General features: G+C 61.2%; 23 protein-coding genes and 1 pseudogene. 14 read left to right on the top strand and 10 right to left on the bottom strand.

The genetic code is table 11. The features are described from left to right. The first annotated feature begins 28 nt into the window (after positions 1–28). Genes ACD590_RS09495 through ACD590_RS09470 form a run of 6 tightly spaced genes read left to right on the top strand, consistent with a single transcriptional unit; the run spans position 29 to position 4,415 of the window. Entirely contained in the window at positions 29–256 is a 228-nt protein-coding gene (locus ACD590_RS09495; protein WP_018241974.1) for a hypothetical protein, read from the top strand. Beyond that, entirely contained in the window at positions 253–1,719 is a 1,467-nt protein-coding gene (locus ACD590_RS09490; protein ID WP_439002476.1) for a TolC family protein, read from the top strand. The genes ACD590_RS09495 and ACD590_RS09490 overlap by 4 nt, the downstream gene beginning before the upstream one ends. A gap of 13 nt (positions 1,720–1,732) precedes the next feature. Next, on the top strand, positions 1,733–3,079 hold the full coding sequence (locus ACD590_RS09485) for a multicopper oxidase family protein (protein ID WP_018241972.1): 1,347 nt from the start codon (positions 1,733–1,735) through the stop codon (positions 3,077–3,079). 32 nt (positions 3,080–3,111) lie between these two features. Further along, complete coding sequence (locus ACD590_RS09480; RefSeq protein ID WP_018241971.1) at positions 3,112–3,591, top strand: cupredoxin domain-containing protein; 480 nt, start codon at positions 3,112–3,114, stop codon at positions 3,589–3,591. Between the two features lie 22 nt (positions 3,592–3,613). After that, a complete protein-coding gene (locus ACD590_RS09475) occupies positions 3,614–3,901 on the top strand; it encodes a copper-binding protein (RefSeq protein WP_247265356.1) in 288 nt (95 codons plus the stop codon). A 55-nt stretch (positions 3,902–3,956) separates the two neighbouring features. Then, the gene (locus ACD590_RS09470) at positions 3,957–4,415 is read left to right on the top strand and encodes a DUF411 domain-containing protein (RefSeq protein WP_113544201.1); all 459 of its coding nucleotides are present in this window, start codon (positions 3,957–3,959) and stop codon (positions 4,413–4,415) included. A 34-nt stretch (positions 4,416–4,449) separates the two neighbouring features. On the opposite strand, the gene ACD590_RS09465 is transcribed toward ACD590_RS09470, so the two are convergent. From ACD590_RS09465 to ACD590_RS09440, 6 genes and pseudogenes are all read right to left on the bottom strand, one after another. Continuing rightward, positions 4,450–4,818, bottom strand: a complete 369-nt coding sequence (locus tag ACD590_RS09465; protein WP_130716369.1) for a hypothetical protein — start codon at positions 4,816–4,818, stop codon at positions 4,450–4,452. A 92-nt stretch (positions 4,819–4,910) separates the two neighbouring features. After that, positions 4,911–5,288, bottom strand: a pseudogene (locus ACD590_RS09460) (EF-hand domain-containing protein); the annotation flags it as partial. A 69-nt stretch (positions 5,289–5,357) separates the two neighbouring features. After that, complete coding sequence (locus tag ACD590_RS09455) at positions 5,358–5,984, bottom strand: methyltransferase family protein (RefSeq protein ID WP_130652357.1); 627 nt, start codon at positions 5,982–5,984, stop codon at positions 5,358–5,360. 90 nt (positions 5,985–6,074) lie between these two features. Further along, positions 6,075–6,782 (bottom strand): helix-turn-helix transcriptional regulator, encoded by a 708-nt coding sequence (locus tag ACD590_RS09450; protein WP_115157554.1) that lies wholly within the window; start codon positions 6,780–6,782, stop codon positions 6,075–6,077. Continuing rightward, positions 6,779–7,711 (bottom strand): NAD(P)-dependent alcohol dehydrogenase, encoded by a 933-nt coding sequence (locus tag ACD590_RS09445; RefSeq protein ID WP_115157677.1) that lies wholly within the window; start codon positions 7,709–7,711, stop codon positions 6,779–6,781. Before ACD590_RS09445 ends, ACD590_RS09450 begins: the two co-directional genes overlap by 4 nt. A 343-nt stretch (positions 7,712–8,054) precedes the next feature. Further along, complete coding sequence (locus ACD590_RS09440; RefSeq protein WP_130652356.1) at positions 8,055–8,795, bottom strand: SDR family oxidoreductase; 741 nt, start codon at positions 8,793–8,795, stop codon at positions 8,055–8,057. 454 nt (positions 8,796–9,249) lie between these two features. Here ACD590_RS09440 and ACD590_RS09435 point away from each other — a divergent pair, with 454 nt between their 5' ends. From ACD590_RS09435 to ACD590_RS09420, 4 genes are all read left to right on the top strand, one after another. After that, positions 9,250–9,630 (top strand): DUF2255 family protein, encoded by a 381-nt coding sequence (locus tag ACD590_RS09435; RefSeq protein ID WP_439002475.1) that lies wholly within the window; start codon positions 9,250–9,252, stop codon positions 9,628–9,630. Positions 9,631–9,722: 92 nt separating this feature from the next. Beyond that, entirely contained in the window at positions 9,723–10,706 is a 984-nt protein-coding gene (locus tag ACD590_RS09430) for an aldo/keto reductase (RefSeq protein WP_130652355.1), read from the top strand. 135 nt (positions 10,707–10,841) lie between these two features. Then, a complete protein-coding gene (locus ACD590_RS09425; protein WP_130652354.1) occupies positions 10,842–11,636 on the top strand; it encodes a carboxymuconolactone decarboxylase family protein in 795 nt (264 codons plus the stop codon). Positions 11,637–11,769: 133 nt separating this feature from the next. Further along, positions 11,770–12,663 (top strand): LysR family transcriptional regulator, encoded by an 894-nt coding sequence (locus ACD590_RS09420; RefSeq protein ID WP_011651929.1) that lies wholly within the window; start codon positions 11,770–11,772, stop codon positions 12,661–12,663. An 82-nt stretch (positions 12,664–12,745) separates the two neighbouring features. Here the strand turns inward: ACD590_RS09420 and ACD590_RS09415 are convergent, their stop codons facing one another. Then, complete coding sequence (locus ACD590_RS09415) at positions 12,746–13,651, bottom strand: LysR family transcriptional regulator (protein WP_026230533.1); 906 nt, start codon at positions 13,649–13,651, stop codon at positions 12,746–12,748. A gap of 209 nt (positions 13,652–13,860) precedes the next feature. On the opposite strand from ACD590_RS09415, the gene ACD590_RS09410 reads away from it, so the two are divergent. The 4 genes from ACD590_RS09410 to ACD590_RS09395 all read left to right on the top strand — a co-directional run bounded on the left by ACD590_RS09410 (position 13,861) and on the right by ACD590_RS09395 (position 16,575). Next, the gene (locus ACD590_RS09410; protein ID WP_018445403.1) at positions 13,861–14,430 is read left to right on the top strand and encodes a flavodoxin family protein; all 570 of its coding nucleotides are present in this window, start codon (positions 13,861–13,863) and stop codon (positions 14,428–14,430) included. A gap of 29 nt (positions 14,431–14,459) precedes the next feature. Continuing rightward, on the top strand, positions 14,460–14,759 hold the full coding sequence (locus ACD590_RS09405; protein ID WP_439002474.1) for a superoxide dismutase: 300 nt from the start codon (positions 14,460–14,462) through the stop codon (positions 14,757–14,759). A gap of 138 nt (positions 14,760–14,897) precedes the next feature. Further along, positions 14,898–15,587: a type 1 glutamine amidotransferase domain-containing protein gene (locus ACD590_RS09400; protein ID WP_439002473.1), complete on the top strand. Its 690-nt coding sequence runs from the start codon at positions 14,898–14,900 to the stop codon at positions 15,585–15,587. Between the two features lie 16 nt (positions 15,588–15,603). Continuing rightward, positions 15,604–16,575, top strand: coding sequence for an amidohydrolase family protein (locus tag ACD590_RS09395; RefSeq protein WP_439002472.1), 972 nt, complete (start codon positions 15,604–15,606; stop codon positions 16,573–16,575). 16 nt (positions 16,576–16,591) lie between these two features. Here the strand turns inward: ACD590_RS09395 and ACD590_RS09390 are convergent, their stop codons facing one another. From ACD590_RS09390 to ACD590_RS09380, 3 genes are read right to left on the bottom strand one after another with little or no spacing between them, the layout of a single operon-like run. Beyond that, positions 16,592–17,671 (bottom strand): ABC transporter ATP-binding protein, encoded by a 1,080-nt coding sequence (locus tag ACD590_RS09390; RefSeq protein ID WP_047621784.1) that lies wholly within the window; start codon positions 17,669–17,671, stop codon positions 16,592–16,594. Positions 17,672–17,699: 28 nt separating this feature from the next. Further along, positions 17,700–18,749: a carbohydrate ABC transporter permease gene (locus tag ACD590_RS09385; protein ID WP_168278050.1), complete on the bottom strand. Its 1,050-nt coding sequence runs from the start codon at positions 18,747–18,749 to the stop codon at positions 17,700–17,702. Then, on the bottom strand, positions 18,746–19,783 hold the full coding sequence (locus ACD590_RS09380) for a carbohydrate ABC transporter permease (protein ID WP_018241965.1): 1,038 nt from the start codon (positions 19,781–19,783) through the stop codon (positions 18,746–18,748). The genes ACD590_RS09385 and ACD590_RS09380 overlap by 4 nt, the downstream gene beginning before the upstream one ends. Position 19,784: the final 1 nt, after the last annotated feature.

Here is a 19,784-nt window from a genome sequence, read left to right as displayed (position 1 = left end):
AGGCTATCTCCTATTCGGATATTTCAAAATGAAACCCTCGCTTTTCGTGGTGGGGCTGCCGCTTGTTGCCGGTGGCTGCGCATCCACGCTTCCTCCCGACGTGGTGGCATTTCCCACCGCGGTCATTCAGCCGTCCGCGCTTCCGCCGGCATACAGGTCGCCGATCACAGGTTACGTCGCCCGCCAGCCGGTCGATCCCAAACCCTGGCGCAGACAGAACGATCTGCAGTCTCCCATGAATGGAGACGGCTCATGATCGGCACCACAAGACTGATCGCGGCGCTGGCATTCCCGCTCGCCTTGAGCGGCTGCGTTACAGGTACCGACTATTCCCGCAAGGAGGCGGGCTTCACCTCCGTTGCCAACAAAACCGCTACTGTCACGGCGAAAGAGACCGTCTGGATCCAAAACCAGAACCAGGCCCGATCGGCGGCCGCGCAGGTCAAAGGCCTGCTTGCTCGAACGAAGCCTCTCGACGTCGAGACGGCCGTCCAGATCGCGCTGCTCAACAACAAGGGCCTCCAGGCCGCCTATGCCGATCTCGGCGACAGCGCCGCCGACGCCTGGCAGTCGACGATGTTCATCAATCCGACCGTCTCCATCGGCACGACAGGCATGGGGACGCCGGAGCTGGGGGCGTTCAAAACGATCGAAGGAATGATCACGACGAACATCCTGGCGCTCGCCACGAGGAACCGGGACGTGGCGATCGCCGACACCCGCTTCCGGCAGGCGCAGTTGACCGCTGCAGTGAAGACACTCCAGGTCGCTGCTGACACCCGGCGCGCCTGGATCGGCGCGGTCGCGTCATGGGAAAACGTCGGGCAGCTCCAGCACGCCCAGGCGACTGCCGACGCAGCCTCGGAACTCGCCGAGAAGCTGGGCGAGACAGGCGCGATGGCCAAGGGCGCCCAGGCCCGTGAACATGTCTTCGTCGCCGAGCTCGCCGGAGAAACGGCAAAGGCCCGGCTGGCGGCCCGTCTCGCCAAGGAGGATCTAACGCGGCTGATGGGCCTCTGGGGCTCCGATCTGGACTACCAGGTCCCGAACAGCCTGCCCCCGCTCCCCAAATCCGTCGTCAGACGCGATACCATCGAGGCCGAAGCCCTCAGGAACCGTATCGACCTGCAGATCGCTAAGCTCGACCTTGAGGCCACGGCCAAGTCCTACGGCCTCACCGAGGCGACACGCTATGTGACCGACCTCGAAATCCTGACCGGTTTCGAAACGGAACGCGAAATCGAGGACGACGAGACGAAAACGAGGACCACTGCGCAGGTCGAGCTTGAGTTCGCCATCCCGATCTTCGACACCGGCAAGGCCCGGATGCGCAAGTCCGAGCTGGCCTACATGCGGGCGGCGAACCTGCTGGCCGAAAAAGCCGTCAACGTCCGATCGGAAGCACGCTCCGCCTACGAGGCTTACCGCTCGCACTACGATATCGCGCGGCACTACCGCAACAACGTCGTGCCGCTGCGCACCAAGGTCGAGGAGGAATCCCTGCTGACCTACAACGGCATGATCTCGAACACCTTCGAGCTGCTGACGGACACCCGCGACAAGATCAACTCCACCCTGCTTTCCGTCAACGCGAAGCGAGATTTCTGGCTGGCCGAAGCCGATCTGGCGCCTGCGATCTACGGCGGCGGCGCGACGAAGGCGGCGGCAGAGACCGAGGTCGCCGCTGCTTCCGAAAGCAGCGCTGGCGGCGGTCATTGAGAAAGGACACACCATGTTCAACAGACGACAACTTTTTGGAGCCAGCGCTGCCCTGCTCACCACAGCCGCCTGGACGAAGACCTCGGCGATGGGTCTGCCCGAGGCCCCGACGATGGAATCGGCCGACATGCAGCCGCCACTCCGCCCTAGCTCCGGTCCTGACTATCAGCCCGTGGTCACCCTCAACGGCTGGACCCTGCCGCACAGGATGAACAATGGCGTCAAGGAGTTCCACCTCGTCGCCGAACCGGTCGAACGCGAGATGGCGGACGGCATGACCGCCTATCTGTGGGGCTACAACGGGCAGTCACCGGGACCGACGATCGAGGCTGTCGAAGGCGATCGCGTCCGCATCTTCGTCACCAACAAGCTGCCGGAGCACACGACGATCCACTGGCACGGCATGATCCTGCCGTCGGGCATGGACGGCGTCGGCGGCCTGACGCAGCCGCATATTCCAGTCGGCAAGACCTACGTCTACGAGTTCGACCTCGTGAAATCCGGCACCTTCATGTACCACCCGCATTCCGACGAGATGGTGCAGATGGCCATGGGCATGATGGGTTTCTTCGTGATCCATCCGAAAGATCCCAAGTTCATGCGCGTCGACCGAGACTTCGTCTTCCTGCTCAACGCCTACGACATCGACCCCGGCTCCTACGTGCCGCGGATCATGGAGATGACCGACTTCAACATGTGGTGCTGGAACAGCCGCGTGTTCCCGGACATCAGTCCTCTCGTCGTGTCCAGGAATGACCGGGTGCGCGTCCGCGTCGGCAACCTGACGATGACCAACCATCCGGTCCACATGCATGGCTACGATTTCGAAGTGACCTGCACCGACGGTGGCTGGGTGCGGCCGGAAGCGCGGTGGCCGGAGGTGAGCATCGACATCCCCGTCGGCGCGATGCGTGCCTACGAGTTCGACGCCAAGTATCTCGGCGACTGGGCGATCCACTGCCACAAGTCGCACCACACGATGAACGCCATGGGTCACGACATCCCGACCTTCATCGGCGCGGACAAATCGAAGGTCGCCGAGAAGATCAGGAAGCTGCAGCCGGAATACATGCCCATGGGCACCAAGGGCATGGCCGACATGGGCGAAATGGAAATGCCCATCCCCGAGAACACCGTTCCGATGATGACCGGCTGGGGGCCGCATGGTCCGATCGAAATGGGGGGCATGTTCTCGGTCGTCAAGGTCCGCGAGGGGATCTCGGCAGACGATTACTCAGATCCCGGCTGGTACGAAAACCCGCCCGGAACGCAGGCCTGGGAGTGGACCGGAGAACTTCCGGACGCGACCAAGGCCAAAGACGCGGAAACGCAAATCACGCCGAAGCCGACAAACGGCTGAGGTCCAATCTCAACATCGAAAAGGAATTACGGATGAAGAATTATCTCATGGCACTGGCCTTCGCAGCAATCGCGTCACCAGCACTTGCCTCAGGCAACCACGCCGGCGGCCATGGCGAGAAGATGGCCATCGGAGAACCCGGCGACAAGGCCAAGGCGACGCAGACGATCCGCGTCACGATGAAGGAAACCGACGACGGGAAAATGTTGTTCACCCCCGCCGTCTTCAACGTCCGCAAAGGGCAGACGGTCAAGATCGCGATCAAGAACGCCGGAACAGTCGACCACGAATTCGTGCTCGATCAGGAAGACAAGATCCTGGAGCACAAGAAGGTCATGGAGAAGTTCCCGGAAATGGAACATGCCGACGCCAACTCCATCCGTCTTCCGGCCGGCCAATCCGGCGAGATCGTCTGGAAGTTCACCACCGACGGCGAGTTCAAGTTCGCCTGCCTGATCCCCGGCCACTACGAGGCCGGTATGCACGGCGACGTCACCGTCGCTGGCAAGTAACCCGCAAAAAGGAGCCACAAGCATGAAAACTGCAATGATCAAAATTGGCCTCGCCGCCCTGCTCTGCACCAGCGCAGCCTTCGGCGCACTCGCCGAAGAATACACCAAGGGTATCGTCAACAAGGTCGACACAAAGGCAAAGAAGGTCACCATCAAGCATGAGGACCTGAAGAACCTCGACATGCCGGCGATGACGATGGTCTTCCGGGTGGAAGACCCGGCTCTGCTCGAAAGACTGAAGGAAGGTTCGAACATCGAGTTCGTTGCCGAACGCGTGAATGGCAAGTTGACCGTCACCGAAGTAAAATAGCCACCTCCCGCCGCCCGGACGGGTCTGGGCGGCGGGACATCGAGGAGTGGAGACGATGCACAGGAGAAGCTTCATCGCGTTGGCGGCATCAGCCTTGGCTTTCCTTGGCGCAGGAGCCCGCGCCGCCCCGGCGAAGATGACCGTCTACAAGGATCCGAACTGCGGCTGCTGTCATGAATGGTCGAAGGCGATGGCCGCGGCAGGATTTTCCGTCGACGCCCGCGACACCGACGACCTTGGCGCGGTCAAGGCACGGCTGGGCGTACCTGCCGACTTGGAGGGGTGCCACACCGCCGTCGTCGAGGAATACTACCTTGAGGGACATGTTCCGCTCGAGGCCGTGCAGCGCCTGCTCCGAGAGCGGCCGCCGGTCCGAGGACTGGCCGTGCCGGGGATGCCGTCCGGCTCATTGGGAATGGGTGTCGATCCGGCCGCGGTCTATGACGTCTATGCGATCCCCTCGGGAACCGCCGCCCCATACGTGTTTATGGAGGTTCGTCCCCGGAAGGTCTGACGCCTCGATCAATCAAGCCACGCTAAGCTGCCGCTCAGGAAACCGGAGCGGTGCAGAGCGCCGCCCAGAGATCGTGCTTCCAGTCGGTTCCCGGCCGCGTCGACAGGTCGATCACATAGTCGGCGGAATTGATCCGCACCATGGCGGGCGCAACGCAGCGCACGCTCGCCTGGTGTCTTCCCCCGTCCCGATAGAGCACCGTCCCGTCACCGTCGAATTCCGACAACGTGATGACGACATCGAAATCAAAGGCGCGATCGCGGGCGGGACCGCCCTCTGCCAGGCTGAGGCTGACCGACCGGCTGCCGCCGAACGAAGCGGTGTGGAAAATGGCGAGCTCGGACGCCGCCGCCGTCGATGCGGATTGCGCGCAAAGGATCAGACACAGAAGGACTCGGCGCATTTACCCCTCCCGTGGTCAATGCATTGCGATCCTATCATATCCTCGGCGGCTCCGCGACTATTCGCAGAGCCGAGGCTGGATCCCAGGCCCCGCTACGGCCGCATGAACGCCTGCAATTCGTCGGTCGTGACCTTGCCGTCGTTGTTCGCGTCCACGCCGTCGAATATCCGCTTGTGGATCGCCGTCACCTCCTCGAAGGACAGCGCGCCGTCTCCGTCGGCGTCGGCGACCGCGAACATGATTTTCATCATGTGTCCGCGCATCGACATCATCGGCATGCCGTCCATCATGCCGGACGGCATCATCATGCTCCGCCCGATCATTCCGTCGGGCATCATGCCGGATCCGCCGGGCATAGCTTCCTGGCCCTGCCCCATCGTCCGTCGTCAGCGTCGGACGGCTGGCTTGCCTGCGCCGATGTCGCAGGATGATGGGGGGTCGGCGTCGTTTGTCTGCGCGAGCGCGAGACCTGCTCTCGCAGCCTATCAGGACAGGCGCCGCCCGTCCTCGCCGAAGAGGTGCTGTTCACACAGTCACTTTCAAGGAACAATAATAGCCATGGTTAGAAAGCCGCTTTCTCGAAGGTATTCGACCAGTTCGGAAAATGGGATCATGGCGATGGTGAAGAGAGAATCTCTTGATGTCACCAGCAGCGCCCGGTTGGAAATCACCGGAGCCTGCCCCCACTCAAAGTTGGAGAAATTGGGCCAGAACAACGGTGTGCGCCGGGCGTATTCCGCATATGGCTCAGCGAAGAGGTGAGACAAATATACAGCCTCCCGCTTCGCCGTATATCTGAACACAAGATAGGCGAGCAGCGTGAAAATTGCGGTGATAAGCAGACTTCCAAACACCAGGCAGACGCCGCTGATCGTGCAGAGCGAAAAGAGATAAAGAGGGTTGCGCGTGATCGAATAGGGTCCCTGGGTCACAAGCGCGGAATTCTTTCGACCTCCAATATAGATGGTCGCCCAGATTCGTCCGATTATGCCAAAAGCGATCAACAATGTTCCAAACTGAGCGAGCAGTGTGAGAAAAAGGCTTTCAGGTCCGAAGCCCGGATGCGCGATGAGCTGGAAGGTGACAAAGGCAACGGTCAGCACCCAAAAGGCCCAAATTCGCCGCTTCTGCTTGAAGGGGCGGTCGGAGGAAGTCGTATAAGCCATCATTATTTCCGATCTCTATAAAGTCTTCGAAACGCTCTGCAGGCATGCCTGCAGAGCGAGGTTAAATTCGGGGGCCGAGGCAACAATCAGCTATCCGCAATCCCTCTGTTTGCAGGGATGCTTTTCCTGAGCGCGCCACTCCTTGACGAGTTGGCGGCGGTTTCCCGGATAGTGATCGTCCAGGAAACTGACGGTCATGACGTGGTCAGCTTGGAAAATGCGAAAGTCGCCCAGCAATTCGCACCAACCCGCGATAAATCGCTGTGAATCAATGAATCCCAGCATGATTGGCCATATGTTCCTTTCGGACACAGCCCCGCTTTGATCTGCGTGCGTGATGCGGATCTTTCGCTGCTCGCGCATCGCTCGCCTGACCTGCGCCAGATCAAGCACCGATGAACCTTTTTCAGAACGACCAACAAAGAACGTGTTGTCGTCCAAGCCCCGTCGCAGGTCGGGGGGAAGCACACCGCCGATTTTTGCGAGCGCGTTTTGAACAGCGTGCGCCAAAGCATCGTCTGTGTGCCGACTAACCCACTGCGCGCCAGCGACAAGCGCCTGGATCTCTTCTTCCGTGAAAGACAGAGGCGGCAAAAGGAAACCCGGCTGCAGTATGTAGCCGACCCCGGGCTCTCCATCGATATCCGCGCCCATGGCCTGCAGCGTCACGATGTCACGACGGATGGTCCGCAGCGAAACGCCGAGCTCTCGCGCAAGCGTCAAGCCGGGTACCGTTCCGCGGTGACGACGAAGAACTTGCATCAGGTCAAATAATCGATGGCTTCGTGACACGCTCACTCCATCGTGACGAGGGCTTTTCCGGCGAGCTTCCGTCCGGACTCAAGAGCCGTGATGAGTGGAATGGCTTCGCTGAGAGGCACGATCTCGGCGATCGGAAGGCGAAGATTTTCGTCCTTGGCGGCACGAGCGATTCTATCGAGAATCTCGGACCTCGGTGTGCACACCACAACCTTCAGTCTTCGGTTGAACATCGACCGAATGAATTTCCCTGGCGTGGGATTGAGGTCGACGAACCGGCCATTCTGACGCAAGAGCCCAAGCCCCACGGCGTCCGTCATCGTCGCAGCCGTGTCGTAGACCACATCGAAACGCTCGCGAACCGTCGACAAATCAGTTGTCCGATAGTCGAACACGGTTTGAACGCCGAGGGCCCGCGCCCGTTCCGTCGCCACCGCGCTGCAACTGCCCGAGACCTTTGCGCCCAGAATCTGCGCGATCTGCACAGCCGCTTCGCCCACCGCACCGGTACAGCCATTGATGAAGACGTGCTCGCCGGCAGTCAGCTTCGCTTTGTCGACCAGCCCGTTCCAAGCAGTGGCTCCAGGCGTCCCGAGACAAGCCGCCTCCTCAAACGAAACGGTGTCGGGCTTCTTGGCCAAGAAGCTGTCCTTGGTGACGACAGCCTCTCCCAAGGCCCCGCTCTCCTTGAACCGGGCAAGACCGAACACGGCATCGCCGATCTTGAAGCGCGTCACCCCTTCACCGACCGAAATGACGGTCCCGGAAATATCCATCCCCATTGCGCGAGGAAAAGCCCTTCCCGTAACGATCTTCATCCGTCCCGCCCGCAGCTTCCAATCGATAGGATTGATCGCTGCGAACTTGATCTTAACCGCCACTTGTCCTTTACCCGGCGAAGCCAGTTCGAACTCCTCGAGCCGCATCAGATCGGGGCCGCCGTACTGGTGATATTGAATGCGTTTCATAGTGGGCCATTCTTCCTGTTTTGCTGAAGGCACGACTGTGACGGTGGCAGCCGCCGCGAGCCCGGGCAGCGCCATCGGCCCGATGACCAGGCAACCTCCCCTGCCCGCGTTTGATGGGAATGCTTGGGGATCGCATGGACATCCGCGGAGGCAATTTCCGGCGTCGCCGCGAAGTCTGATGACCATGGCTTTCCTGAATTCCGTCACGTCGATGCAGGTTAGACCACCACGGTGCCAAATTCTGGCACCATCGTTAGTGTGACGTCGTCCGCTTGCAGATCTAGCGGCCGAGCGGCGATCTTCGGGAGGGATTGCCGCGACCGGTCACGGCAATCCACACCCATCAGGAGCGGCTGTTCATGCGCTCGAACAGGGCTTCGCCCATCCGGCGCGTGTCGGCGGAGATACCGACGAGGATCTCATCCTTATCCGCTTCAAGCTGCGCCAGCGCATCGGCAGCGAACTCTTCCGAGGAGACCATCATGCGGCTTGCTGTGCCTTCGCTGCGCGTACCACCGCCGAGAGCGGTATCGACGATCGGTGGCGCGACCTCGATCACCCGAATTGCTGTGGATTTCAACTGATGGCGCAGGCTGAGCGTAAAGGAGTGGATCGCGGCCTTCGTGGCGCAATAGACCGGCACATCGGCCATCGGCGAAAAAGCGAGGCCCGAGCTGACGTTGATGATGAACGCATGTTCTTGCTGCCGCAAGGTAGCGAGCAGCTGAGCGATCAGATGGATCGGCGCCGTAAGATTGATCGCCACTTCCTGATCGAGAGTTTCGATCGCCGGATCCGTATTGAAATCGCGCCGATGCTGAACGCCGGCGTTGTTGACGACGACGTTGAGTGCCGGATGCTCCGCCTTCAGCCATTCGACCATAGAATGGCGGCTCTCGCCGTTGGCAAGGTCGCAAATGCGGGTGATCAGCGCAGGCACGTCCTCCTGTGCCTTCCGGAGCGCGCCTTCGCTTCTACCGCAAATGATGACGTGATTGCCCTTTTCGGAAAGGCGCCGCGCGAGCGCAAAACCGATGCCGGTTGCGCCGCCAGTAATGAGAATTGTGTTTCCTGTGAGCTTCAAGGTCGTCCATCCTTCCAACAGTTGAGAAGGTGCGCCGACGATGACGTGGTTATCAGCGGACACACCTTTGCGACCGGCAAGCCGGTCTCGGGTGTCGCGGATACCCTTGGAGGGAGAATTGCCGTCCCTTGAGACGGCGACCGGGCTACCATCCGGTCAGCACTCTTTCGACAGGCCGTTCGTAGCAGAATGCCGATCGAACCGCAATCGATCACCATGTTCCGGTGCGCCGAGTTAGCCCCCCTACTGATGTGAGCGAGGACGGATGTCCGCTTAAGCCACCCTTCCAGCCGAGTGGTTGCTTAGCCCCCTGTGACCGGCCCGCATTGATGATTCACGCTCATAAGTTCATGCGATTTGCTGTGCCTAATCATGGCTGGGGGGCGCCCTATATTCAGAGCATAAGATTGAGAAGCAGTATGACGGCTGCGGCCGACACAAGCGGAGAGCGACGATGAACTGGTCGGATGACGAACTTAGCAAAATCGATCAGGCCGACGATCTGAAAATCGCACCGTTTCGCGAAGATGGCGCCACCTATGGCACCCCGACCTGGATCTGGGAGGTCGTTGTCGATGGCTGGCTCTATGTACGCGGCTACTATGGTCAGAAGTCCAGATGGTATCAGGCGGCGGTCCACCAGAAGGCCGGACGGATCATTGCCGCCGGGATGACGCGCACGGTCGCCTTCGAGCCTGTGGACGGCCCAATCAACGATCGCATCGACGACGCTTACCGCGCCAAATACGGCAAGAGCCAGTATCTCGCGCCGATGGTCAGTGCCCGAGCACGCGCGGCAACCGTCCGGATCACGCCGCGCGAGGAAAAAACCTGACGGCGGTCGGATCGCATGAGATCGGCATGCGATCGCCTCAGGGCGCGCGTCGTCGATAGCTCTTCAAATCAACCTGAAAAGAGGAGAAGCAAATGATCAAGCGCACACTCGGCCAGGGCCTGGAGGTCTCCGCTTTGTCGCTGGGCGCCATGGGCTATGGCAAGGCCCGCGAGCTCCCCGACCGAATGGAGATGATCGACCTGCTTCGCACCGCTGTCGAACGCGGCATGGATTTCTTCGACACCGCTGAAGTCTACGGCCCCTGGACGAACGAGGAGATGGTGGGCGAGGCGCTTGCTCCGGTTCGCGCCAAGGTCAAGATCGCCACGAAATTCGGCTGGGACATCGATCAGCAGACGGGCGAGCACCGCGGTGGCGTCAATAGCAAGCCGGCGCAGATCCGCCGCGCCATCGAGGGCAGCCTAAAGCGCCTGCGCACCGACCACATCGACCTCTACTATCAGCACCGGGTCGATCCAGACGTGCCCATGGAAGATGTGGCCGGCACGGTCAGGGAGCTGATCGCCGAGGGCAAGGTGCGGTGGTTCGGTCTGTCCGAGGCCGGTGCCCGATCGATACGCCGTGCGCATGCGGTACAGCCGGTGGCCGCGTTGCAAAGCGAATATTCCTTGTGGACCCGCGAGCCGGAGGCCGAAATCATTCCGACGCTCGAGGAGCTCGGCATCGGGCTCGTGCCTTTCAGCCCTCTCGGCAAGGGATTTCTGACCGGCAAGATCGACCTCAACACCACATTCGACAGTTCCGATATCCGAGCGGGAATCCCCCGCTTCTCCGAGGAAGCGCGTCTTGCCAACCTGAAGCTGGTCGAGCTGACCGGCAAGATCGGCGAGAAGCATGGTGTGACGCCGGCGCAGGTCGCGCTAGCTTGGCTGCTGGCGCAGAAGCGCTGGATTGTTCCGCTGTTCGGCACCCGCAAGCTCGAACGGTTCGAGGAGAATATCGGGGCGCTGAACGTCACCTTGGACAAGGCCGATCTCGATGAGATCGAGCAGACCAACATCGTCATTCAGGGAGCTCGTTATCCCGAAGAAATGCTGCGTCGATCCGGTCTCTAGCGGCACATTCTGCAGCAGCAATACCACAGAACCGTGCTTCGACGCTGACGACGGGCGCATTGCGGCTTTCGTCGTTGCGCCGTTGCAGGCCCATTCCAGGCGATGCCGGAACAACCGAGTTGGAAGGATATCATCATGAAACGAATTTTGGCCGCCACGGCAATCTCGCTCACGATGGGCGAGCCTGTCATGGCCCAGGAAGGAAGTGGAGGCGGAGCCATGCCGGCAAGTGCTTCATCATTGTCGGTCAGCGATATCCAGTCCGTATCGCCGGCTCTTGGCCGATACGCTGAAGAGGACGTGCTCGGAAACCTGTGGCAGCGGCCGCAACTGTCACGTCGCGATCGCAGCATCGTCACGCTCGCCGTTTTGATCGCCCGAAACCAGGCAATCGATCTGAAGCACTACATCGACGTCGCTCTCGATAGCGGGGTGACCTCGACGGAGGTCTCCGAGATCATCACGCATCTGGCTTTCTACTCGGGCTGGTCGAACGCGATGTCGGCAGTCGCGGCGACCAAGGACGTCTTCAAAGATCGGGGCATCACCACCGATCAGCTGCCTGCGGCCTCTCCGCAACTGCTGCCACTCAACGAGGAAGCCGAGCGCCAACGCGCCACCGGCGTCGAAAAGAATGTCGGTCCGATCTCTCCGGGGCTCGTGCAGTTCACAACCGACCCGCTGTTCCTCGATCTCTGGCAGCGGCCGGGCCTTGCACCGCGAGACCGCAGCCTCGTGACGGTCAGCTCGCTGATCGCATCGGGCCAGAGCGCTCAGATCACCTATCACCTCAACCGCGCCATGGATAACGGCCTGACCGCCGACGAAGCCGGCGAGGTCGTTGCCCATACGGCCTTCTACGCCGGCTGGCCGAACGCCTTCTCTGCATCGTCGGTTGTCGGAGAGGTGCTGCGTAGCCGGGCAAAGTGAAGCTCCAGCCTGCAGCGAAAGCACGCCGGTCCGGCGCAAAGGGGTCCGGCGTGCTTGCTGGTCCAGAGTTGATTGCTACCATTTCATAGGCAGGCGTTTATGATGGGCGTCGGTCTATGAGGAGGAATCATCAGTGGAGCGCCAGAATATCAACGACCTGATGGTGTTCTTGGTGGTTGCGAGGGAGCGCAGTTTCACCAAAGCCGCCGCCAAGTTCGGCGTCTCGCAGTCGGCGCTGAGCCATACGCTCCGTCAGCTCGAGCAGCGGCTGGGGGTGCGGCTGCTGACAAGGACGACGCGCAGCGTCTCACCCACCGAGGCCGGCGAACGGATGCTGCAGAGCATCGGTCCGCTTTTCGACGAGATCGGATCTGCGCTCGATGGGCTCAACATTCTTCGGGACCAGCCGGCTGGAACCGTCCGATTGACCGCCGGCGATTACCAGATCCAGTGCTACATATGGCCAAAGCTTCGAACCTTTCTCCAACAATATCCCGACATCAGGCTCGAACTGGACGTGAACTACGGTCTGCAGGACATCGTCAGTGAAGGCTACGACGCCGGCGTGCGCTTCGGCGAACAGATCGCCAAGGACATGATCTCGGTGAGGATCGGGCCGGATGTTCGCTTCGCCGTCGTCGCCGCAGAATCCTACTTTGCCTCACGCGATATTCCAAGACATCCGAAGGACCTCATGCAGCACAGGTGCATCAATCTGCGCCTGCCCACCTATGGCGGTCTCTATGCCTGGGAGTTCGAAGAGAACGGCCGCGAGATCAAGGTTCGGGTGGACGGACAGCTGGTCTTCAACACGATCTACAACGTTCTTGAGGCGGCTCTCGACGGCTTCGGCTTTGCCTATGTCCCGGAAGATATCGCCAAGCTCCATCTCGGAACTGGTCGCCTCCACCGGTTTCTGGAAGATTTTTCGCCCTATTGGGAGGGCTTCCATCTCTACTACCCAAGCCGACGCCAGTCTTCGCCCGCTTTTTCCCTTCTCGTGAACGCATTGCGTTATTCAACGTGAGCGGCTGCGACGACACCATGGAGAGCCACTTCAGGCACCGTTGCGCGGCTCTTGCGGGAAATGAAGCCCGAAGGGATCCGCTTCAGACAACGAAACGCTTCGGCAATTCGGTGGCAAGCGCATCGATCGCCAGTCGCGACCGCAACGGCAGATATTGGGTGGTTGGCCAGACGGCGTAGCATTCCATCGCCGCCCTCGGTCGATCGGTCCAGAGTTCGATCAGTTCGCCTGCCTGCACGCGGTCATGGATCAGCCAGTAGGGAAGCCAAGCCAGGCCCATGCCATCGACGGCGGCATCGGCGATCACTTCGAGATCGTCAAAGCGCAGTCTTGAAGTGACCGACAGGTCGATGAGAGCACCGGTCGCATCGGGAAGCTGCCAGGTCAGGCCATAATCGTTGCGCCAATATACGAGCGTGTCATGTTCTGACAGATCCCCCAGAGAACTCGGCTCCCCTCGTGCGGCAAGATAGGCTGGAGAGGCGCAGAGCGCCTTGCGTGGGCTGACCAGTCGCCGGGCGTGGAGCGCGGTTCCGTTGCCAAGGGCGCCGTTGCGCACCGCCAAATCGAAGCCGTCGGCGATCAGATCGATCTGGCGGTCACTGAAGCTGAGTTCGAGTTCAAGCCTCTCGTGCTGGCGCGCATAGGCACGCAGGATGGGTGCGGCGCAGTAGCGGCCAAACAAGACGGGCAGCGACACGCGCAACCTGCCGACGACCTCGCGCCGGCCCGATTCCAGCAGACACTCGCCCGCGCGCAATTCCTCGATCGCACGCACACAGCGCTCGTAATATTGCTGACCATCCTCGGTCAGGCTCTGCGTCCGCGTGGTCCTGTGAAACAACCGGACGCCCAGGCGCTCCTCGAGACGCGCGATGGCCTTACCGACCGCGGAGCGCGTCAACGACAATCGCTCGGCAGCTTTGGCGAAGCCGCCCGTCTCGACTGCCTCGACAAAGACTTGCACCCCATCAAACCTGTCTCGCACCGTGCGGATCCTCGCAAAGAACGGTCCTGAGATTGGAGAACCTAAGGAACCAAAGAAGAGAAAAACGATTTCTAATCGTCAACTATATTCAACGATATAAGGCTGGCCAAGCAATCGATATTTCATGGCAACCGCAACCTGAGCAGGCCGGACACATCGCAAACATCGCCCACCGTTCGCGCGCCATCTCATCAACGGAAGGACGGCAATTGCTGGTATCCATCGTCTATGACAGCGGCTACGGCCATACCGCGCGTGTCGCCGAGGCGGTTGCCGAGGGCGTACGGGAAGTGGAAGGAACCGAGGCGAAACTGGTCGCCGTCGCGGATGGCGCGATGGACTGGAATGCGCTGGAACGGAGCGACGCCATTATCTTCGGGTCGCCGACCTATAACGGCCTCATTAGCGCCAAGCTCAAGCAGTTCTTCGAGGACTCCACCAAAGCGGCCTGGTCGGAGCTGAAGTGGCGCAACAAGATCGCTGCCGGGTTCACCAACTCCGGAGCCCAGCACGGCGACAAGCTGAACTCGCTCGTATCGATGGCGCTGTTTGCCGCGCAACACGGCATGATCTGGGTTGGTCTCGATCTGATGCCGGGCAACAGCAGCAGCACCGGCAGCACAGACGACCTCAACCGGCTCGGGAGCTGGCTTGGCGTCATGACCCAATCGAATGTTGATCAAGCGCCAGATATCACGCCGGCCGGAAGCGACCTCAACACCGCGGGCTACCTCGGTCGTCGCGTGGCCGAGACCGTGCGCCGGTTTCAACCCGCCTGATCCATCTTTCTCAACCAAGGAATTTTGCCATGAAACTGCTTTGCCTCGATATTCCCCAGCCTGGCGCTAGTCTGGAAAAGTACCAGCCGCATATGACGGATGAAGCCCGACACGCCTGGCAGATGTACAAGGGCGGCATCATCCGCGACATCTATTTTCGCCAGGACCGTCCGGGTGTCGCCATCATCGCCGAATGCGAGTCGGTCGAAGCCGCCAAGGAGGCCCTGAGCGAATTCCCGCTGGCCAAGGCCGGACTCATCGACTGGGAGGTCATCCCGCTTGGCCCCTTCCTCAACTGGGAATCGCTGTTTGCTTCAGGCAACGCCTGAGATTCCCCGTCTGCGATACAACGGAACAGTTTGCGCCCGATCGCGAATTCGGTGGGCGCAGCAGAGCCTACGAGCGCATGTTGAAGAGCGACCTTCGTGATCGACATTGCCTCGCTCAACTCGTGCGGAGCCAAGACAATGGCAAATAACATCAAGCCCATCCTTTGCGTGGTCACCAGCCATCCGATCAGAGGCGATACCGGCGAGCCGACCGGCTTTGCGATGGTCGAACTCACGCATCCACTCAAGGTTTTCCGCGCGGCCGGAATCCCGACCGAGATCGCCTCGATCCGGGGCGGCCATCCGCCGATCGACTTCTTCGACCTCACCGATCCGGTCAACGCCCGCTTCTGGAAGGACCGCGAGTTCCGCGATGCGCTCGCCCACTCGCTCATCCTCGACGAACTCGATCCCGCTCGCTACTCAGCGGTGTTCTTCGCCGGCGGTCATGGCACGATGTGGGATTTCGCCGACAGCCCGGCTGTGCAACGCGTCATCCGCGACATCTACGAAACCGGCGGCATCGTCTCGGCGGTCTGCCACGGCCCCGCTGCATTGGTGAACGCAACGCTCTCGGACGGCAGCCATTTGGTCGCGGGCAAGAAGCTCGCCGCGTTCACGGACGAGGAAGAGGCGGAGGTCAAGTACACCAAGGTCGTGCCTTATCTGCTGGCAACGACCCTCAAGGAGCGAGGCGCGCGGCATCAGCCGGCGCCGAACTGGACGGAGAAGGTGGTGGTCGATGGCCGTCTGATCACAGGTCAGAACCCCGCGTCTGCACACGGCGTCGGCCAGGCGATCGTCGATCAACTCACCCAAAAGTCCTGACCGAAGGAATTCACCAATGAAGATCATCGCAATCGAAGAGCATGTCCTGCCCGATGAGGTGAAGCATGGGTGGAACACGATCCCCGGCGCCGACGACGGAACGCTTGGGCTCAATCCGGGTCTGCTCGGCGAACGGCTGGCGGATCTTGGAGAGCAGCGGCTGGCTCTGATGGACGAGACCGGCGTCGATGTGCAGGTTCTGTCGTTGACGACCCCGGGTCTCAATAATCTCGGCCATCTTGGCATTGATCTTGCTCGTCGCGCCAATGATTATCTGGCCGAGGCTGTTTCGGCTCACCCATCCCGCTTCCAGGCGATGGCGGCTCTCTCCTTTGCGCAACCGGACGAGGCGGCGCGGGAGCTACAGCGAGCCGTCGAGGAACTCGGCTGCAAAGGTGCCGTTCTGTTCGGCCGGGTCGGCGACAAGAATCTCGATCATGTGATCTTCGAACCGACATTCGCCAGCGCAGCGGAACTCAATGTCCCGCTCCTGATTCATCCTCAGATCCCGCAGACAAGCATTAGCGACAGCTATTATGCGGGCTTCGGCGCACCCATCGATCTCGCCCTGTCCACATTTGCCCTCGGATGGCATTTCGAGGCCGGCATCCAGTTCGTGCGCCTGATCCTGGGCGGCGTCTTTGACCGTAACCCGAACCTCCAGGTCATCCTCGGGCACTGGGGTGAGCTGGTGCTGTTTTATCTCGAGCGGCTCGTCATGCTGGATCGGGTGTCCAAACTCCAGCGGCCATTCCTCGACTATGTCCGAAACAATCTCTATGTGACGGCAAGCGGCATGTTCAGCCCGGCCTATTTGCGACAGGCGATCGATGCCGTCGGAGGGGACCGCATCCTGTTCTCGACAGACTACCCATACCAATATCGCCCCGGAGGCGAGGCGCGGCGATTTGTCGAAGATCTGGAGCTCGATGCGGCCAAAAAGGCAAAGTTCGCGCATGCGAATTGGGAGCGCCTGACTGGAAGCTGACGAGCGGTTCAGCCCATCAGGACAGACGCCGGCCGTCCTCGCCGAAGAGGTGCAGCACATGGGGATCGAGATGCAGCGGCAGGCTGTCGCCCGATTTCATCCGCTGCTGGCCGGCAAAGACCGCAATCAGCTTCTTCCCGCCTGCGTCGGCGTGGACGACGGTCTCCGAGCCCAGTTCCTCGACAAGGGTGACGCGGGTGTCCAGTCTGCTCGCTGAGGCCGCATCGGCCAGGGTGATGTGTTGCGGGCGGATGCCGATGCTGACCCTTTCGCCCGTCGGGCGTGCCTCCTTGGCAATCACCGAGAGACGATGGCCACCAACGGTTTCGACCTCAGCGAAACCGCCCTGGTGACCGACAATCGCACCTTCGAGGAAATTCATGTGCGGCGCGCCGATGAAGCCGGCGACGAAACGATTGGCCGGGTTGTTATAGAGTTCCAGCGGCGTTCCCACCTGCTCGACCCTGCCGCTTCTCAAGACGACGATGCGGTCGGCCAGCGTCATCGCCTCGACCTGGTCATGGGTGACATAGATCATCGTCGCCTTCAGGCGGGCGTGAAGGGCCGCCAGTTCGGCCCGCATGCTGACCCTGAGTTCGGCGTCGAGATTGGACAGCGGCTCGTCGAGCAGGAAGGCATCCGGCCGCCGCACGATGGCGCGGCCGATCGCGACGCGCTGGCGCTGACCGCCGGAGAGCTGGCCCGGACGGCGCTGCAGGAAGGGCTCGATCTCCAACATGCGGGCGGCGTCCGTGATACGCGCTTCGATCTCGGCTTTCGCCACCTTGGTGTTCTCCAGACCGAAGGCGAGGTTTTCCCTGACACTCATATGCGGATAGAGCGCATAGGACTGGAAGACCATGGCCAGGCCGCGATCGGCGGCGCTGATAGCGGTGACATCCTTGCCGTCGATGGCGATGCTGCCGCCGGTGGGCTTATCGAGGCCGGCGATGAGGCGCAGCAGCGTCGATTTCCCGCAGCCGGAAGGGCCGACGAAAGCGACGAACTCGCCGTCATTGACATGCAGCGAGACATCGCGAATGACCTCGACGGCGCCGAAATTCTTGACGATGTTCCTGAGCTCGAGCCCGCTCATGCACTCTCCTGTTCAAATTATAGCTGGCCTATTTGAGCCCCGAGCCGGCGATGCCCGTCGTAATGAAGCGCTGCAGGAAGACGAAGATCAGCACGACCGGGATCATCGAGACGACGGTCATGGCGAGGATGTAGTGCCATTGCACATTGAGTTCGCCGGCATAGACGTTGAGGCCGACCTGCAGCGTATAGAGTTCCTTGCGCGAGAGCACGATCAGCGGCCAGAGGAAGTCGTTCCAGCGCCAGACGACCGAGAAGATCGCCAGCACCGCCAGTGCCGGCGCCGACAGCGGCAGGATGATGCGCCAGTAGATCTGCCATTCGCTGGCCTTGTCCATGCGCGCGGCGTCGAGCAATTCGTCGGGGATCGTCAGCATGTATTGCCTGAGCAGGAAGACGCCCGTCGGGGTGGCGACCGTCGGCAGGATGACGCCCCAGAGGCTGTCGAAGAGGTTCAGCGTGCCGATGACGGAATAGAGCGGCACGACGATGACCGAAAGCGGCACCATCAGTGTTGCCAGGATCATCAGCATGACGGCGGTGCGGCCGGGGAACTGGTATTTCGACAGCGCGAAAGCGGCCATGGAATTGACGAGCAGCGTGATGGCCGTCGCGACGACGGTGACGAAGACGGAGTTGCGCAGGAACAGGAAGAAATCGAAGCGCTGGAAAGGTTCGGTGTAGTTGCCGCCGGCGAATTTGACCTGGCGCACCGGTGTGCGGTCCTTGATATTCGCCTTGACGATTTCGCCCGGCTGTTTCGGATCGACCATCTGGCCGATGATGCCGATGCGGCGCACTTCGGCGAGCACACGGGTGCTGCCATCCGGCATTGCGACATTATAGAGCGGCAACGGCTTGTCGTAGCCCGGCACCACTGCCTGTTCGGTGACATAGGGCAGGAAGGACGGCGGAAACTCGGCAAGGGCGGCCGGCGTCTTGAACGATGAGAAGACCAGCCAGACGGCCGGGCCGAACATCAGGATCACGCCTGAGATCAGCCAGATCCAGGTGACGACATCCGTCCAGTGCCAGCCTCGGCCGCGGCGGCGGAGCAGGAAGGCAGAGACAGCGCTCATTGGCGTGCTCCCTTCTTCTCGTTGCGGCTACTGACGCCGAGCTGGACCAGCGTCAGGATGACGAGCACGAAACCCATCAGGATCGAGGCAGCGGAAGCCAGCCCCGGATTGCGCAGCGAACTCGCAAAGCCGGTCTCATAGATATACTGGGTGATGTACATGGTGCTGGTGCCCGGCCCGCCGCCGGTCAAAACGAAGACCTCGTCGAAGATCTGCACGGCGCGGATCAGCGCCAAGACCAGCACGACGATGAGGTTCGGCATTAGAAGCGGCAGGGTGATCCGCCGGAAAATGCGGGTTGGACGGGCGCTGTCCATCGCCGCCGCCTCGTAGAGATCCCGCGGGATCGCCTGCAGGCCGGCGAGCAGGATCAGCGCATAAAAGCCCATATGCGCCCAGACCGAGACGAAGACGGCGAAGAAGAAGGCCCAGAAACGATCGCTGAGCCAGGAGAACGGCTCGAAGCCGAAGGGGCTCAGCGCATAGTTCAACAGGCCCTCCCGCTGCAGTATCCATTTCCAGATCAGGCCGACGACGACGGGCGACAGCAGCACCGGAAAGAAGAAGACGGCGCGCCAGAAGCCGCGATTGGAAAGCTCACGGTTGAGGATCAGCGCCGTTGCGAGCGCTGCGACCAGCATCACAGTCACCTGGAAGACGACGAAGACGGCGGTGTTGCGCACGGCCGCCCAGAAGGTGTCGGCAGCGCAAGTCGAAGGGTCGAGATAGCTGCCGCAATCGAAGAGGATACGGTACTGGTCGGCGCCGACATAGGTCCTGTTCTGCAGGAAGATGGCGCTGCCGCTCGTCGTCGAATAGATGAAGTTGATGACCAGCGGCAGCAGCACGAAGACGGTGAAGATCAGCATGTTGGGCGCCAGGAAGACGCCCGCCATGCCGTTCAGCCCGGTCAGCTTCTGCCAGCCGCGCATGGGAATATCGACGAGCCCCATGGCAAGCCGGACAGGCGCCAAGAGCGCCTGCCGCAGACCGGTTTTGACAGGTGGTTCAGAAGAAACCGTCTTCGCCGTCATC

The organism is Rhizobium sp. 862_C5_N1_2, assembly GCF_051811205.1.
In the GTDB taxonomy this organism is placed as follows: Bacteria; Pseudomonadota; Alphaproteobacteria; order Rhizobiales; family Rhizobiaceae; genus Rhizobium; species Rhizobium leguminosarum.
The sequence above is the reverse complement of the archived record's forward strand: the minus strand, read 5'-3'. Positions and strand labels throughout refer to the sequence as shown.

Coding starts and splice junctions, on each gene's coding strand:
- ACD590_RS09495 (WP_018241974.1), top strand. CDS start 29: ATGAAACCCTCGCTTTTCGTGGTGGGGCTGCCGCTTGTTGCCGGTGGC.
- ACD590_RS09490 (WP_439002476.1), top strand. CDS start 253: ATGATCGGCACCACAAGACTGATCGCGGCGCTGGCATTCCCGCTCGCC.
- ACD590_RS09485 (WP_018241972.1), top strand. CDS start 1,733: ATGTTCAACAGACGACAACTTTTTGGAGCCAGCGCTGCCCTGCTCACC.
- ACD590_RS09480 (WP_018241971.1), top strand. CDS start 3,112: ATGAAGAATTATCTCATGGCACTGGCCTTCGCAGCAATCGCGTCACCA.
- ACD590_RS09475 (WP_247265356.1), top strand. CDS start 3,614: ATGAAAACTGCAATGATCAAAATTGGCCTCGCCGCCCTGCTCTGCACC.
- ACD590_RS09470 (WP_113544201.1), top strand. CDS start 3,957: ATGCACAGGAGAAGCTTCATCGCGTTGGCGGCATCAGCCTTGGCTTTC.
- ACD590_RS09465 (WP_130716369.1), bottom strand. CDS start 4,818: ATGCGCCGAGTCCTTCTGTGTCTGATCCTTTGCGCGCAATCCGCATCG.
- ACD590_RS09455 (WP_130652357.1), bottom strand. CDS start 5,984: ATGGCTTATACGACTTCCTCCGACCGCCCCTTCAAGCAGAAGCGGCGA.
- ACD590_RS09445 (WP_115157677.1), bottom strand. CDS start 7,711: ATGAAACGCATTCAATATCACCAGTACGGCGGCCCCGATCTGATGCGG.
- ACD590_RS09435 (WP_439002475.1), top strand. CDS start 9,250: ATGAACTGGTCGGATGACGAACTTAGCAAAATCGATCAGGCCGACGAT.
- ACD590_RS09430 (WP_130652355.1), top strand. CDS start 9,723: ATGATCAAGCGCACACTCGGCCAGGGCCTGGAGGTCTCCGCTTTGTCG.
- ACD590_RS09425 (WP_130652354.1), top strand. CDS start 10,842: ATGAAACGAATTTTGGCCGCCACGGCAATCTCGCTCACGATGGGCGAG.
- ACD590_RS09405 (WP_439002474.1), top strand. CDS start 14,460: ATGAAACTGCTTTGCCTCGATATTCCCCAGCCTGGCGCTAGTCTGGAA.
- ACD590_RS09400 (WP_439002473.1), top strand. CDS start 14,898: ATGGCAAATAACATCAAGCCCATCCTTTGCGTGGTCACCAGCCATCCG.
- ACD590_RS09395 (WP_439002472.1), top strand. CDS start 15,604: ATGAAGATCATCGCAATCGAAGAGCATGTCCTGCCCGATGAGGTGAAG.
- ACD590_RS09390 (WP_047621784.1), bottom strand. CDS start 17,671: ATGAGCGGGCTCGAGCTCAGGAACATCGTCAAGAATTTCGGCGCCGTC.
- ACD590_RS09385 (WP_168278050.1), bottom strand. CDS start 18,749: ATGAGCGCTGTCTCTGCCTTCCTGCTCCGCCGCCGCGGCCGAGGCTGG.
- ACD590_RS09380 (WP_018241965.1), bottom strand. CDS start 19,783: ATGACGGCGAAGACGGTTTCTTCTGAACCACCTGTCAAAACCGGTCTG.